Consider the following 14,725-nt stretch of genomic DNA (forward strand, 5'->3'; position numbering starts at 1 on the left):
TTAGCGTGCCGGGCATGAGTTCCGTACGCCGTGCCCTGCCCGAGGACGCCGCCGAAGTGCTGCGGCTGCGTCAAGTGATGATCGACTCGATGTCCCCGGTGGACTCCTCCACCGCGTGGCACGCCGAGTCGCTGCCCGCCCTGCGCGAGCGGCTGTCCGATCCGGACGGGGACTTCGCGGCCTTCGTGGTGGACCACCCGGAGCGGCCGGGGACGCTCGCCGCGCTCGTCGCCGGCACGGTCGAGTACCGGATCGGCCGGGCCGGCAACCCGAACGGGACCATCGGCTTCGTCTTCAGCGTCGCCACCGACCCGGACGCGCGCCGCCGCGGGTACGCGCGGGCCGGCATGGACGCCCTCCTGACGTGGTTCCGGGCCCGCGGCGCCGTACAGATCCAGCTCACCGCCTCCGCCGACGCCGCCCCGCTCTACGCCTCCCTGGGTTTCAGGCCGAAGCCGGACCCCTTGATGGAGCTGCTGCTGCGGGACGCATAGGCTCGGCCGCATGTCGCTCAAGAGCCTCGAGTCGATCGAGAACTGGCCGGTTCCCTCCGCCTCGGCGGGTGTCGTACGCGCCGACGGTACGGTCCTGGGCACCCACGGACCCGTCGGGCGGCGCTTCCCGCTGGCCTCGGTCACCAAGCCGCTCGCCGCGTACGCCGCCCTCGTCGCGTACGAGGAGGGGGCGATCGAGCTGGACGAGCCGGCCGGGCCGCCCGGGGCCACGGTCCGCCATCTCCTCGCGCACACCTCCGGCCTGGCCTTCGACGAGCATCGGGTGACGGCGTCGCCGGGCGAGCGGCGGCTGTACTCCAACGCCGGGTTCGAGCAGCTCGGCGACCATCTGGCGAAGGCCACGGAGATCCCGTTCGCGGAGTACCTGCGGCAGGCGGTGCTGGAGCCGCTCGGGATGACCGGCACCTCGCTGGAGGGCTCCCCGGCCAAGGACGGGGTGTCGACCGTGACGGACCTGCTGCGGTTCGCGGCGGAGGTGCAGGCGCCGCGACTGCTGGATCCGCGGACGGTGGCCGAGGCGATGACCGTGCAGTACCCGGGGACCAAGGGCGTCCTGCCGGGCTACGGCCACCACAACCCCAACGACTGGGGGCTCGGCTTCGAGATCCGTGACTCCAAGTCCCCGCACTGGACCGGGAGTTCGTCCTCGCCGCGGACCTTCGGCCACTTCGGGCAGTCCGGCACGTTCCTGTGGATCGATCCCGTGGCGGGCGTAGCGGCGGCCGCCCTGACGGACCGGGCGTTCGGACCCTGGGCCGTCGAGGCGTGGCCTCCGTTCACGGACGCGGTCCTGGCCGAGGTGCGGGGCTGAGGTCACGGAGGCGGGTCCGGCCGACCGGGGTACGGGCCGGGCGCACCGGCGCTAATCGGCCGCGGGCGTGAAGACCCACACCAGCAGCTCCGCGCCGGTGACCCCGACCGCCTCCACGTCCTTCGCGTCGGTGATGCGGGCCGCGTCCCCCGCCTCCAGCTCCTCGCCGTCGAGGCGCACGTCGCCGCGCACGACGTGCACGTAGACCCGGGGCGCGTCCGGCACCGCCGTGCGCTCCCCCGCGCGAAGCCGCCGTACGTGCAGCAGCGCGCCCGCCTCGGGGACGGCGTACGGGGTGGAGTCGGCGATGCCGCGGACGATCTCGTAGGACGGGTCGCCGCCGGGTTCGGCCGGCGCGAGCCACATCTGCACGAAGACCAGCGGCCCGTCGGCGTCGTTGCGTTCGACGTGCCGTACGCCGCCCGCCGCGCCGAGCCGCTGCACGTCCCCGGGGCGCACCAGGCTCTCGTGCCCCGCCGAGTCGCGGTGCGTGAGCTCGCCCTCGATCACCCAGGTGACGATCTCGGTGTGACTGTGGGGGTGCTCGTCGAAGCCGGCGCCGGGGGCGAGGCGCTCCTCGTTGCAGGCGATCAGCGGACCGAAGCGGAGGTTGTCCGGGTCGTAGTGCGGGCCGAAGGAGAAGGCGTGCCTGGTGTCGATCCCGGCCGCCGGGTCCCCGCCTCGGTAGCGCTCACCGGCGCGCCGTACGTCCATCACGCGTCCACGGTAGACCCGCCGCCGCGCCCGCGGTGACCGTGCGGCGGCAGCGCGCCCGCGCCTCCCGTGACCCGGCGGCGCACGCCCCCGTCCCGATAAGGCAGTCTTGTCCCGTGCCCGAACCCGAAACCAGTCACCCCGATCCCGCGGCGCACGCCGTCCACCCCCACCCCGCGACACTGAAGCGGCTGGAGAAGTCCTCCGGAAGTCTCGCCGCCCAGGCCATCGCGCGGATGGACGAGACACTGTCGTGGTACCGGGCGATGCCCCCGGAGAACCGTTCCTGGATCGGGCTGGTCGCCCAGGCGGGCATCGCCGCCTTCACCGAGTGGTTCCGGCGTCCGGACGCCCCGCAGGCCATCTCCACCGATGTGTTCGGCACCGCGCCGCGTGAGCTGACCCGGGCCATCACGCTGCGCCAGACCGTGGAGATGGTGCGGACCACGATCGAGGTCATGGAGTCCGCGATCGACGAGGTCGCGGCCCCCGGTGACGAGAACGTGCTGCGCGAGGCGCTGCTGGTGTACGCCCGGGAGATCGCCTTCGCCACCGCCCAGGTGTACGCCCAGGCCGCCGAGGCACGCGGCGCCTGGGACGCCCGGCTGGAGTCGCTCGTCGTGAACGCCGTGCTGAGCGGCGAGGCCGACGAGGGCGCGGTGAGCCGGGCCGCCGCGCTGGGCTGGAACGCGCCCGAGCACGTGTGCGTGGTCCTCGGGACCGCGCCGGACGGCGACTCGGAGCTGACCGTCGAGGCCATCCGGCGGGCCGCGCGGCACGCCAAGCTCCAGGTGCTCACCGGCGTGCTCGGTTCCCGCCTGGTCGTGATCGCCGGCGGCAGCGACAACCCGCTCGCCGTCGCCCGCTCGCTCATCGGGCCGTTCGCCGCGGGACCCGTGGTGGCCGGCCCCGTCGTGCCCGACCTGCTCGCCGCGACCCGGTCGGCACAGGCCGCCGCGGCCGGGCTCAAAGCGGGTTCCGCCTGGCAGGACGCGCCGCGGCCGGTGCTGGCGGACGATCTGCTTCCGGAGCGCGCCATCGCCGGTGATCCCGGTGCGCGCGAACAGTTGGTGGAGGAGATCTACAGACCGCTCGAGGAGGCGGGGTCCGCGCTCCTGGAGACGCTCGCCGTCTATCTCGAACAGGCGTCCAGCCTCGAGGGGGCCGCACGGATGCTCTTCGTTCATCCGAACACCGTGCGCTACCGGCTTCGACGTGTGACTGACGTCACCGGTTGGTCGCCCTCCGATGTACGCTCCGCGTTCACGCTCCGGATCGCACTGATCCTGGGGCGTCTGGTCGACGGAGATCCCCAGACCTAGTCTTTTGTCGGGGGTCCACAAAACCCCCTGCCGTTCTTCGTCCCTGTCCCCACGGGCGGCTTCGGCCGTCCACAAGAGAGAGTGTGAGAGTGCTCGTACTCGTCGCTCCCGGCCAGGGCGCCCAGACGCCCGGCTTCCTGACTCCCTGGCTCGAACTCCCCGGTGCCGCGGACCGCGTCGCCGCGTGGTCGGACGCCATCGGCCTGGACCTCGCCCACTACGGCACCCGGGCCGACGCGGACGAGATCCGTGACACCGCCGTGGCCCAGCCGCTGCTGGTGGCCGCCGGAATCCTGTCCGCGACGGCCCTCGGCGACGTCGCCCCCGGCGCCGTCGCCGGCCACAGCGTCGGCGAGTTCACCGCCGCCACCTTCGCCGGCGTCCTCGACGACACGGCCGCGCTGACCCTGGTCCGCACCCGTGGCCTGGCCATGGCCGACGCCGCCGCGATCACCGAGACCGGCATGTCCGCGCTGCTCGGCGGCGACCCCGACGTCTCCGTCGCGCATCTGGAGAAGCTGGGGCTGACCCCGGCGAACATCAACGGCGCGGGCCAGATCGTCGCCGCGGGCACGCTGGAGCAGCTCGCCGCGCTGAACGAGGACAAGCCCGAGGGGGTCCGCAAGGTCGTCCCGCTGAAGGTCGCCGGCGCCTTCCACACGCGTCACATGGCACCCGCCGTCGAGGCCCTCGCCAAGGCCGCCGCCGACCTCGCGCCGGCCGACCCGAAGGTCCGTTACGTCTCCAACCGCGACGGACAGGCCGTCGCCACCGGTGCCGAGATCCTGGAGCGCATGGTCGGCCAGGTCGCCAACCCCGTGCGCTGGGACCTGTGCATGGAGACCTTCAAGGAGCTCGGCGTGACCGCGCTCGTCGAGGTCTCCCCCGGCGGCACCCTGGTCGGCCTCGCCAAGCGCGCCCTGCCCGGTGTGAAGACGCTGGCGCTGAAGACCCCCGACGATCTCGACGCCGCTCGCGAGCTCATCGCCGAGCACGGCGTGGCCTAAGGAGCCCTGATGGCGAAGATCAAGCCCGCAAAGGGATCCCCGTACGCGCGCATCCTCGGGGTCGGCGGCTACCGTCCTGTCCGGGTCGTCCCCAACGACGTGATCCTGGAGACGATCGACTCCTCCGACGAGTGGATCCGCTCGCGCTCCGGCATCGAGACCCGGCACTGGGCGAACGACGAGGAGACCGTCGCCGCCATGTCGGTCGAGGCGTCCGGCAAGGCCATCGCCGACGCCGGCATCACCGCCGCGCAGATCGGCGCGGTGATCGTCTCGACCGTCTCGCACTTCAAGCAGACGCCGGCCGTGGCCACCGAGATCGCCGACAAGCTCGGCACGAACAAGGCGGCCGCCTTCGACATCTCGGCGGGCTGCGCGGGCTTCGGCTACGGCCTCACCCTGGCCAAGGGCATGGTCGTCGAAGGCTCCGCGGAGTACGTCCTGGTCATCGGTGTCGAGCGGCTGTCCGACCTGACCGACCTGGAGGACCGCGCGACGGCCTTCCTGTTCGGTGACGGCGCGGGCGCGGTCGTGGTCGGCCCCGCCACCGAGCCGGCGATCGGCCCGACGGTCTGGGGCTCCGAGGGCGACAAGTCGGAGACCATCAAGCAGACCGTGCCGTGGACGGACTACCGCGACGGCGAGGTCGCCAAGTTCCCCGCGATCACGCAGGAGGGCCAGGCGGTCTTCCGCTGGGCCGTCTTCGAGATGGCGAAGGTCGCCAAGGAGGCGCTGGACGCCGCCGGCATCACCGCCGAAGAACTCGACGTCTTCATCCCGCACCAGGCCAACGAGCGGATCATCGACTCGATGGTGAAGACTCTCAAGCTGCCGGAGTCCGTCACGGTCGCCCGTGACGTGCGCACCACCGGCAACACCTCGGCCGCCTCGATCCCGCTCGCGATGGAGCGGCTCCTGGCGACCGGCGAGGCGAAGAGCGGCGACACCGCGCTCGTCATCGGATTCGGGGCGGGTCTCGTCTACGCCGCCACTGTCGTTACCCTCCCCTAGGCACTCCGTGCCGGATCGACCGGTCCGGTGCGCAGAACCAATGCCACACCCTCTGGAATATCAAAGAAGGAGCGCCGACATGGCCGCCACTCAGGAAGAGATCGTCGCCGGTCTCGCAGACATCGTGAACGAGATCGCCGGCATCCCGGTTGAGGACGTCCAGCTGGACAAGTCCTTCACCGACGACCTGGACGTCGACTCGCTGTCCATGGTCGAGGTCGTCGTCGCCGCCGAGGAGCGCTTCGAGGTCAAGATCCCGGACGAGGACGTCAAGAACCTCAAGACCGTCGGCGACGCGACCGACTACATCCTCAAGAACCAGGCCTGATCTACCGATCCCCTGGGCTGAACTGCCCCGCCACCCGGCGGTGGCGCCGCTGAATCCTCGTAAACGTTGGAGAAAGAATCCGTGAGCCCGACCAATCGCACCGTGGTCGTCACCGGTATCGGCGCAACCACACCGCTGGGTGGCGACGCAGCCTCTACCTGGGAGGGTCTGATCGCCGGCAAGTCCGGCGTCAAGGTCCTGGAGCAGGAGTGGGCGGCCGACCAGGCCGTCCGCATCGCGGCCCCGGTCGCGGTGGAACCCCTCGAGGTCATCCCGCGGCCGCAGGCCCGCAAGCTGGACCGCTCGGCGCAGTTCGCGCTGATCGCGGCCCAGGAAGCCTGGAAGGACGCCGGTTTCACCGGCAAGGCCGGCACCGTCGCCCCGGACGCCGACGCGTCGGACGGCGGCCTCGGTGACGTCGACCCCGACCGGCTCGGCGCCGTCATCGCCTCCGGCATCGGTGGTGTGACCACCCTGCTCGACCAGTACGACGTGCTGAAGGAGAAGGGCGTCCGCCGCGTCTCCCCGCACACCGTGCCGATGCTGATGCCCAACAGCCCCTCCGCCAACGTGGGTCTGCTCGTGGGCGCCCGCGCGGGCGTGCACACGCCGGTGTCGGCGTGCGCGTCGGGCGCGGAGGCCATCGGCTACGCCATCGAGATGATCCGCACGGGCCGCGCCGACGTCGTCGTCGCCGGTGGTACGGAGGCGGCGATCCACCCGCTGCCCATCGCCGCGTTCGGCAACATGATGGCGATGTCCAAGAACAACGACGACCCGCAGGGCGCCTCGCGTCCCTACGACATCGCCCGCGACGGCTTCGTGATGGGCGAGGGCGCCGGCGTCATCGTCCTGGAGTCCGCCGAGCACGCCGCCCGGCGCGGCGCCCGGGTGTACGCGGAGGCGGTCGGCCAGGGCATCTCCTCCGACGCCCACGACATCGTGCAGCCGGAGCCCGAGGGCCGCGGCATCGCGCACGCCCTCCAGAACCTGCTGGACAGCACCGACCTGAACCCGGCCGAGATCGTGCACGTCAACGCGCACGCCACCTCGACGCCGGCCGGTGACGTGGCCGAACTGAAGGCGCTGCGCAAGGTCTTCGGCGACGACGCGGACCACTTCGCGGTCTCCGCGACCAAGTCGATGACCGGTCACCTGCTGGGCGGCGCGGGCGGCGTGGAGTCCGTCGCGACGATCCTGGCGCTGTACAACCGGGTCGCTCCGCCGACCATCAACGTCGAGAACCTCGACCCCGAGGCCGAGGCCGCGGCGGACATCGTCCGCGGCGAGGCGCGCAAGCTGCCCGTGGAGGGCCGTATCGCCGCCCTGAACGACTCGTTCGGGTTCGGCGGGCACAACGTGGTCCTGGCGTTCCGCACGGTCTGAGAAGCGCCGCTGCCGGTCCGTACGGCGATGGCCCGGCCCCTTCGGGGGGCCGGGCCATCGTCCGTTTCGCCGATCCGCCCGCGGGCGGGCTCACACCACCTGGTGGAGCCAGCGCACGGGGGCGCCCTCGCCCGCGTATCTGAACGGTTCCAGTTCGTCGTCCCACGGCTTGCCGAGGAGCTTGGAGAGTTCGGCCTCCAGGTCCGTCTCACCGCGCTGGCTGCGCACCAGGGCCGCGCGCAGCCGGTCCTCGGGGATCAGGATGTCGCCGTGGATGCCCGTGACGGCGTGGAAGATGCCGAGGTCGGGGGTGCAGCTGTAGCGCTCGCCCTCGGCGGTGGCGCAGGGCTCGGCGGTCACCTCGAAGCGCAGCAGGTGCCAGCCGCGCAGCGCGGAGGCGAGTTTGGACGCGGTGCCGGGCTCGCCCTTCCAGGAGAACTCCGAGCGCCAGGTGCCGGGCGCGGCGGGCTGCCGGATCCAGTCGAGGTTGACGCGCGTGCCGAGCACCCCCGCGACCGCCCACTCGACGTGCGGGCACATCGCGCGCGGCGCGGAGTGCACGTACAGAACTCCACGTGTCGTCACCGGGACCTCCGGGCAGAGCGGGACAGTCTTGCAGGCTGGCATGGCGGCGGCGGCAGGCAGCCGTGCTGATGGCGAGGCTACCGTGCGGCGGCGCAAGGAGTGTGACGTACCGTCGGTCCCGGTGCCCCCGAACCTCCGCCATTCACCCGGCAGGACGCCTGTACCGGCGTGGGGCGTTCCATCTTGTGGGTGTGATTCGCCGGGAACTCCCGCGCGTTGTCATAGCGGGGCGTCGTTCGAGGAGCGAGGGGAACACCAGCGGATGCGGAAACGGAACCGGCACGTGCGAGCCGTGCTCGCGGGCACGACGGCGGCCGTCCTGGGCCTGGCCGGCTGTGACGCGCTGGGGGGCGGCGGCCCGGAGGGGTCCTCGGCCGGCCCCGCCCGGGGGGCCAAGCCGTCACCGGCCCCGCTGTGGGACTCCAGTCCCTCCTCGGTGGCGGCGGTGGGCGACTCGATCACGCGCGGCTTCGACGCGTGTACGGTGCTCGCGGACTGCCCCGAGGTGTCCTGGGCGACCGGCAGCAGCGCGGAGGTGAACAGCCTCGCGGTGCGGCTGCTGGGCGCGGCGAAGGCCCGCACGCACAGCTGGAACCACGCGGCGACCGGCGCGCGGATGGCGGACGTGCCGGCCCAGATGGCCCGGGCCGCGGCCGAGAAACCGCAGTTGGTGACGGTGATGGCGGGGGCGAACGACGCCTGCCGGAACTCGACGGCGGCGATGACGTCGGTGGACGACTTCCGCGCGCAGTTCCAGGACGCGCTGAGCACGCTGCGCCGCACGCTGCCGAAGACGCAGGTCTACGTGATGAGCGTGCCGGACCTGAAGCGGCTGTGGTCGCAGGGGCGGACGAACGTGCTGGGCAAGCAGGTGTGGAAGCTGGGCCTGTGCCCGTCGATGCTGGGCGACGCGGACGCGCTGGACGCGGCGGCCACCCTGCGCCGGGACACCGTGCAGAAGCGGGTGGAGGCGTACAACTCGGTGCTGAAGGAGGTGTGCGCGAAGGACGCGCGGTGCCGGTTCGACGGCGGGGCGGTGTACGCGTTCAGGTTCGGCACCGACCAGCTGAGCCACTGGGACTGGTTCCACCCGAGCAAGGACGGCCAGGCGCGGCTCGCGGAGATGGCCTATCGGGGAGTCACCGCGAAGACCTCGTGATTTAGGGTTTCGCTCATGAGCGAACACTTCGGAACACTTTCCGACGGCACGGTGGTGCACCGCTGGACGCTGGAGCGGGCGGGCACCCGGGTGCGGGTCCTGTCCTACGGCGGGATCGTGCAGTCCGTGGAGGTCCCGGACCGGGAAGGGAACACGGCGGACGTCGTGCTGGGGTTCGCGGATCTGGAGGGCTACGTCACGCACCCGGAGCCCTACCTCGGGGCGCTGGTCGGGCGGTACGCCAACCGGATCGCGCGGGCCCGCTTCCCGCTCGACGGGACGGAACACGCGCTCGCGCCGAACGACCCGCCGGGATCCCTGCACGGCGGTGAGCGCGGCTTCGACAAACGCGTGTGGGACGTGGAGCCGGTCGAGCACGGGCTGCGGCTCAGCCGGGTCTCCCCGCACGGCGAGGAGGGCTTCCCGGGCCGTCTCGAGGTCACGGCGACCTGCACGCTCGACGCCTCGGGGGCGCTGCGGTTCGTGTACGAGGCGGTCACCGACGCCCCGACGGTGGTGAACCTGACCAACCACAGCTACTTCAACCTGGGCGGACCGGGGAGCGGGAGCGCCGGCGGACACGAACTGCGGCTCGCCGCCTCGCGGTACACGCCGGTGGACGCGGACCGGATCCCGACGGGTGAATTGGCGCAGGTGGCGGACAGCCGCTTCGACTTCCGCACGGCCCGCAAGGTGGGCGCCGGTCACGACGAGAACTACGTGCTCGACAAGGGCGTCACCGGGACGCCGGTCGAGGTGGGCGAGCTGCACGACACGGCGTCCGGGCGGGTGCTGACGGTGTCGACGACCGAGCCGGGGATCCAGCTGTACACCGCCGACCATCTGGGTGAGCCGTTCGAGCCCGGCCAGGGAGTCGCGCTGGAGACCCAGCACTTCCCCGACTCGCCGAACCGGCCGGAGTTCCCGAGCACCGTGCTGCGGCCGGGGGCCCGCTACCGGTCGGAGACGGTGTACGGCTTCTCGGTGCGGTAGGCGCGGGCGCCGGGCAACCGGCGCGGGGCCGGGGAGGATGTTGCCCCGGTCCAGGGGTCAGGTCCCGGACCGGGGCTGCCGGAGGGGCGACGGGCGCCGCCTACACGGTAATCGCCGCGGTGATCCTGCGGTCCGTGATCGAGCGGCCCACCTGGATTTCGTACGAACCTTTCACAAAGGACCACCGGTGGTCCGCCTCGTCCCACACCTCGAAGGCGCGGTCGGGGATCTCCACGGTGACCTCCGCGCTCTCCCCCGGGCCCGCCTCGGCGGCGGCGAAGCCGGCCAGCCACCGTACCGGGCGGTCGGGCCGCGGGGTGCCCGACGCGGGGTCGGCGGCGGGGGCGAGGTAGACCTGCACGACCTCGCGGCCGGGCCGCTCGCCGGTGTTGCGGACCCGCACGGTGACCGTGGAGCCGGTGACGCCGGCCGACTCGTACGCCCATTCGGTGTAGCCGAGGCCGTGCCCGAAGGGGTAGGCCGGGGTGCGGCCCTCCCGCTCCCAGGCCCGGTAGCCGATGAAGACGCCCTCGGAGTAGCGCAGCTCGCCGTCGGTGGGGGTGACCTCGGTGACGGGGGCGTCGGCGAGGGAGCCCCAGGTGGTGGGAAGCCGGCCGCCGGGTTCGTGGGCCCCCGTGAGGACGTCGGCGAGCGCCGCTCCGCCCTCCTGGCCGGGGAACCAGGTGAGCAGGACGGCCGCCACGTCCTCGCGCCACGGCAGCTCCACCGGGGAGCCCGCGTTGACGACCACGACGGTGCGGGGGTTGGCCGCCGCGACGGCCCGCACCAGGTCGTCCTGCCGGCCGGGCAGGCGCAGGTCCGGGCGGTCGAAGCCCTCGGACTCGACGCGTTCGGTGGTGGCGACCACGACGACGGCCGTGTCGGCGGCCCGCGCCGCCGCCACCGCCTCGGCGATCAGCTCGTCGGGGTCGCGCGGCGGCTCCTGGTGGACCAGGGAGAAGGCGACGCCCCGGAAGGGGACGCCCTTCGGGCGCGCGGGGACATGGGCGAGGCGGACCTCGGCCGGTTCCCCGGCGGTCAGTTCCACCCGGGCGTGGGGTTCGGAGGATCCGAAGAACGCCTCGAAGGGGTCGCCGCCCTCGGCGGGAAGCCGGACGCCGTCGTAGTACGTCCGGCCCGCGACGGTGAGGGTGAACGCTCCCGTGCCTTTGGCGCCGAAGGTGTGCGGGCCGCTCTCGCGGGGCGTGAACGTGCCGGTCAGTTCGATCGAGTGGAGGGTGTCGTGGGTGACGCCCTCGGGGAGGTCCGCGCCCATCCACTGGATCCGGCCGTCGGGCGCGGAGCAGGCGCCGATGACGGTACCGGCGGCGTCGCGGCAGACCGCCCGCAGCGTGAACCCCGCTCCCGCGACGGTGAGTCCGGTGGCGGGGTCGGCGCCGACCGCGTAACGGAGAGTGCCCTCGGGGAGCGCCGCGGTGAGGCCGTCGAGCGGGGAGACCGTACGGGCCGGGAAGACGGTCGCGGAGCCGCCGCCGAGGGCCCGGGCGTCGCGGGCGGCGGCGCCGCTGAGGGCGACGGTGCCGGGCCTGAGCGGCAGCGCGCCGCCCTCGTTGCGGACCAGGACGAAGGAGCGGCGGGCCAGTTCACGGGCCAGGGCCACGCCGTCGACGGGGGCGGGCGGCTCCGTGACGGCCGGGGGGACGTCCGCGAGGGCGCCGACGCGGGCGGCCAGCCGCAGGACGCGGCGCACGGCCTCGTCGACCTCGGACTCCGTCAGCCGGCCGTCGCGCACCGCCTCGGCGAGCGCCTCGCCGTAGACGGTCCGCGGGCCGGGCATCGCGATGTCGAGGCCGCCGCGCAGCGCGCCCACGGTGTCGCGGGCGGCCGTCCAGTCGGAGACGTTGCAGCCGTCGAAGCCCCATTCGCCGCGCAGTACCTCGTTCACCAGGTGGTGGTGTTCGGTCATCGTCGTGCCGTTGACCGTGTTGTAGGCGGTCATGACGCCCCAGGGGCGGGCGTTCGCGACGATCGCCTCGAAGGGGGCCAGGTACAGCTCGCGCAGGGCGCGTTCGCCGACCCGGTTGTCCACGGTGTAGCGGTCGGTCTCGGCGTCGTTGGCGACGAAGTGCTTGACGGTGGTGCCGACCCCGCCGGACTGCACGCCGCCGACGTACGCCGCGCCGATGACACCCGTCAGGTAGGGGTCCTCGCTGTAGGCCTCGAAGTGGCGGCCGCCCCGCGGGGACCGGTGCAGGTTGACGGTGGGGGCGAGCAGCACGTCCACGCCCTTGCGCCGGGCCTCCTGGGCGAGGAGGGCGCCCGCCCGGCGGGCGAGTTCCGGGTCCCAGCAGGCCGCCAGCGCGGTCGGGGAGGGCAGGGCCACCGACGGGTCGTCGGAGGTCCAGCGCACCCCCCTGACCCCCACGGGTCCGTCGGACATGACGAGGGACCGCAGCCCGATCTCCGGCAGGGCGGGCAGCGACCACATGTCCTGGCCGGCCAGCAGCCGGGCCTTCGCGTCCAGGCCGAGTCCGCCGAGGGCCGCCTCGACGGCCGCTTCCACTTCCGCCATGGGGCGCCTCCTCGTGATGCCGCGGGGACGCTTCCATCCTGCCCACGGCGGCCCGCGCGCGAATCGGGGACACGGCCACCGGTTCCTGGGACCCGCGGCGGCGGGACCGGCACCGTGGCGCGGACCACAGCGGTCACGGGATACTGCCGGCGTCCCACCTCCACGCTCTCCCCCACAGCGACGGAAGGACCTCGTCTCCCGTGCATTCCCCACGAGTTCGCGCCGGCATCCTCGGTCTGGCCCTGGTGGCCGGGCTGGCCGCTCCCACCACCGCCACCGCGGCCGGGGCCGCACCCGCGTCCGCTTCCCCGTCCGCGTCAGCGCCCACCGTCGAGGAGCGGCGGCTGGCACAGGCCGTTCCGCGGGAGATACTCGGCCGGTCCGGGTTCGACACGGTGGCTCCGCGGTTCGCCCGGCTGCTGGGCGCCTCGCATTCCTACGCGCAGGCCCGCCGGGTCGTCGACGGCGAGGGCAGGGGCCTGTGGCGGCGGGCCGTGGACCGCGCACAGGGGCGCGGTCCCGCCGGCGGGGACCTGAGCCGGGACGACGACCGGCCGCTGTACTGGGCGCGGCTCGCCATGATCAGCGAACTGCGCACCTGGGAGCCCGCCTTCACGGTCGACGACGGACAACGGGACGCCCTGATGGACGCGTTGGAGCGCGCCTCGCGCGGACAGGACGACGTCCGTCTCCCGCGGCACGCGAAGGGCCTCAAGCGCGTCCTGGTCACCGGCTTCGACCCCTTCACCCTGGACCGGGACATCCGGATCTCCAACCCGTCGGGAGCGACCGCGCTCGCCCTGGACGGGACGGTGATCCGGACCGCCGACGGCCCGGCGCGGGTGGAGACCGTCGTGTTCCCGGTGCGCTGGCGGGACTTCTCGCAGGGGGTCGTGGAGCGCGCCCTGCGGCCGTACCTGCCGCACGTCGACCTGTTCACCACCGTCAGCCAGGGCCGTGTGGGCCGCTTCGACCTGGAGCGCACCAACGGGGCCTGGCGCGGGGGCTTCCCCGACAACGACAACGTCGGCCGGACGGAACAGGTCCCGGTCCCCGACCCCGCCTCGCAGCCGCAGTGGACGGCCACGACCCTGCCGTACGCGGCGATCGTGGCGGCGGACACGGGCCGCTTCCCGGTCTACGACCACACGAGCGTGACCGAGATCCCGGCCGGGGGCACCGCCCCCGTCGTACGGCCGGACGGACCGACGGCGGGGTCGACCGCGCGGGCCGGGGGCGGCGGCGACTACCTGTCCAACGAGATCGCCTACCGGGCCACCCTGCTGCGCGACCGGCTGGGGCTGCACGACAGCCTGCCCGGCGGGCATGTGCACACGCCGGTCCTCCAGTTCGGCGCGGGGAACACCGATCCGGCCACCGGCGCGGTCACGGACCCGGAGTTCGTGCGCAACCGGCTGGACATCATCGCCCAGGTGCGGGCGATCCTGAGTACGGCGGCGGGGGCGTAGAGCCGCCGGCGCCGCTCGCTTCGCCCCGGTCGCCGGCGTCGCTCCCGTCGTCCCCGTCGCTGTCGTCGCTCTCCTCGACGGGCTCGCCGAGCAGCTCGCGGGCGAGCATGGTGGCGCCCGCGACCGCGCCCGGCATCAGGAAGACCGCGACCACGGGCACCAGGAAGGCGAGCCCCAAGGGGGTACCGAAACCCCAGACCAGGCTCTTGCGGGAGCGGAGCAGCGCGAGCCGGGCGCGCAGGTCGACGTCCCGGCGCTGGAGGGCGACGGCGGTGAGTTCCTCGGTGAGGAAGAACCCGGTGACGAAGAACCCGATCACCGGGACGACCGTCTGCCCGGCGACCGGGACGAAGCCGAGGGCGAACAGCAGCACGGCCCACAGCAGCGCCCGGCCCAGGATGCGCAGGCTGTCGCGGGCGGAGATCCACAGTTCGCGCCAGAGCGGCAGCCCGGACTCGGGGGCCGTGCCGTCGGGCGAGACGTCCCGGTCGACCTTCTCGGAGAGGTTCTCGTAGAAGGGCTGCCCGACGAGCAGGGTGACCGCGGTGAAGGTGAGGACGGCGAGCAGCAGGCCGAGGGCGAACAGCACGACGACCAGGAAACCGCGGAACAGACCGCGCCACGGCCCCGACCAGTGGTCGGCGAACGGCGTCGACCATCCCACGAGGTCCTCGCCCCACACCGCGAGCGACACCAGCGCCGCCGCGTAGAGGACGAGGGTGATCAGGCCCGGCAGGAGCCCGAACCCGTACTGCTTGCCGTGCCGGGCCACCCAGCGCTGGCCCTTCAGGAGGTATGTGAACCCCGCCCCGAGATCTCGCATGGCCGAACTCTATCGGTCGTGCACATTTCACAGCCGGGGGCCGCGGCCGCCCCGGACGGCCCCTCGTAG

General features: G+C 73.2%; 14 protein-coding genes. 10 read left to right on the plus strand and 4 right to left on the minus strand.

The features are described 5' to 3' along the window. Nucleotides 1-14: 14 nt before the first annotated feature. Together Saso_RS01920 and Saso_RS01925 are read left to right on the plus strand one after the other, a co-directional pair. The gene (locus Saso_RS01920; protein WP_189917341.1) at nt 15-494 is read left to right on the plus strand and encodes a GNAT family N-acetyltransferase; all 480 of its coding nucleotides are present in this window, start codon (nt 15-17) and stop codon (nt 492-494) included. Between the two features lie 10 nt (nt 495-504). Further along, nucleotides 505-1,326 (plus strand): serine hydrolase domain-containing protein, encoded by an 822-nt coding sequence (locus Saso_RS01925; protein ID WP_189917343.1) that lies wholly within the window; start codon nt 505-507, stop codon nt 1,324-1,326. 51 nt (nt 1,327-1,377) lie between these two features. On the opposite strand, the gene Saso_RS01930 is transcribed toward Saso_RS01925, so the two are convergent. Then, nucleotides 1,378-2,043 carry a pirin family protein gene (locus Saso_RS01930; protein ID WP_372442387.1) on the minus strand — a complete coding sequence of 222 codons (666 nt, stop codon included), beginning with the start codon at nt 2,041-2,043 and terminating at the stop codon, nt 1,378-1,380. A gap of 113 nt (nt 2,044-2,156) precedes the next feature. Between Saso_RS01930 and Saso_RS01935 the strand changes: the two genes are divergently transcribed. The 5 genes from Saso_RS01935 to Saso_RS01955 all read left to right on the plus strand — a co-directional run bounded on the left by Saso_RS01935 (nt 2,157) and on the right by Saso_RS01955 (nt 7,094). Continuing rightward, a complete protein-coding gene (locus tag Saso_RS01935) occupies nt 2,157-3,362 on the plus strand; it encodes a PucR family transcriptional regulator (RefSeq protein ID WP_189917345.1) in 1,206 nt (401 codons plus the stop codon). Nucleotides 3,363-3,451: 89 nt separating this feature from the next. Beyond that, on the plus strand, nt 3,452-4,369 hold the full coding sequence (locus Saso_RS01940) for an ACP S-malonyltransferase (protein WP_189917346.1): 918 nt from the start codon (nt 3,452-3,454) through the stop codon (nt 4,367-4,369). Nucleotides 4,370-4,378: 9 nt separating this feature from the next. Continuing rightward, nucleotides 4,379-5,380 (plus strand): ketoacyl-ACP synthase III, encoded by a 1,002-nt coding sequence (locus Saso_RS01945; RefSeq protein WP_189917347.1) that lies wholly within the window; start codon nt 4,379-4,381, stop codon nt 5,378-5,380. 79 nt (nt 5,381-5,459) lie between these two features. Further along, nucleotides 5,460-5,708, plus strand: coding sequence for an acyl carrier protein (locus tag Saso_RS01950; protein WP_189917348.1), 249 nt, complete (start codon nt 5,460-5,462; stop codon nt 5,706-5,708). A gap of 81 nt (nt 5,709-5,789) precedes the next feature. Next, complete coding sequence (locus Saso_RS01955; protein ID WP_189917349.1) at nt 5,790-7,094, plus strand: beta-ketoacyl-[acyl-carrier-protein] synthase family protein; 1,305 nt, start codon at nt 5,790-5,792, stop codon at nt 7,092-7,094. Between the two features lie 90 nt (nt 7,095-7,184). On the opposite strand, the gene Saso_RS01960 is transcribed toward Saso_RS01955, so the two are convergent. Then, a complete protein-coding gene (locus Saso_RS01960) occupies nt 7,185-7,679 on the minus strand; it encodes a DUF3145 domain-containing protein (RefSeq protein WP_189917350.1) in 495 nt (164 codons plus the stop codon). Between the two features lie 262 nt (nt 7,680-7,941). On the opposite strand from Saso_RS01960, the gene Saso_RS01965 reads away from it, so the two are divergent. Further along, the gene (locus Saso_RS01965) at nt 7,942-8,838 is read left to right on the plus strand and encodes an SGNH/GDSL hydrolase family protein (protein ID WP_189917351.1); all 897 of its coding nucleotides are present in this window, start codon (nt 7,942-7,944) and stop codon (nt 8,836-8,838) included. A 15-nt stretch (nt 8,839-8,853) separates the two neighbouring features. Further along, nucleotides 8,854-9,831, plus strand: coding sequence for an aldose epimerase family protein (locus tag Saso_RS01970; protein ID WP_189917352.1), 978 nt, complete (start codon nt 8,854-8,856; stop codon nt 9,829-9,831). Between the two features lie 100 nt (nt 9,832-9,931). Here Saso_RS01970 and Saso_RS01975 read toward each other — a convergent pair whose 3' ends face one another. Continuing rightward, nucleotides 9,932-12,364 (minus strand): beta-glucosidase family protein, encoded by a 2,433-nt coding sequence (locus Saso_RS01975; protein ID WP_189917353.1) that lies wholly within the window; start codon nt 12,362-12,364, stop codon nt 9,932-9,934. A 200-nt stretch (nt 12,365-12,564) separates the two neighbouring features. Here Saso_RS01975 and Saso_RS01980 point away from each other — a divergent pair, with 200 nt between their 5' ends. Then, nucleotides 12,565-13,833 (plus strand): pyroglutamyl-peptidase I, encoded by a 1,269-nt coding sequence (locus Saso_RS01980; RefSeq protein ID WP_189917354.1) that lies wholly within the window; start codon nt 12,565-12,567, stop codon nt 13,831-13,833. Here the strand turns inward: Saso_RS01980 and Saso_RS01985 are convergent. Beyond that, nucleotides 13,787-14,656 carry an EI24 domain-containing protein gene (locus tag Saso_RS01985; protein WP_189917355.1) on the minus strand — a complete coding sequence of 290 codons (870 nt, stop codon included), beginning with the start codon at nt 14,654-14,656 and terminating at the stop codon, nt 13,787-13,789. The genes Saso_RS01980 and Saso_RS01985 overlap by 47 nt on opposite strands. Nucleotides 14,657-14,725: the final 69 nt, after the last annotated feature.

Source organism: Streptomyces asoensis, from assembly GCF_016860545.1.
GTDB lineage: Bacteria > Actinomycetota > Actinomycetes > Streptomycetales > Streptomycetaceae > Streptomyces > Streptomyces asoensis.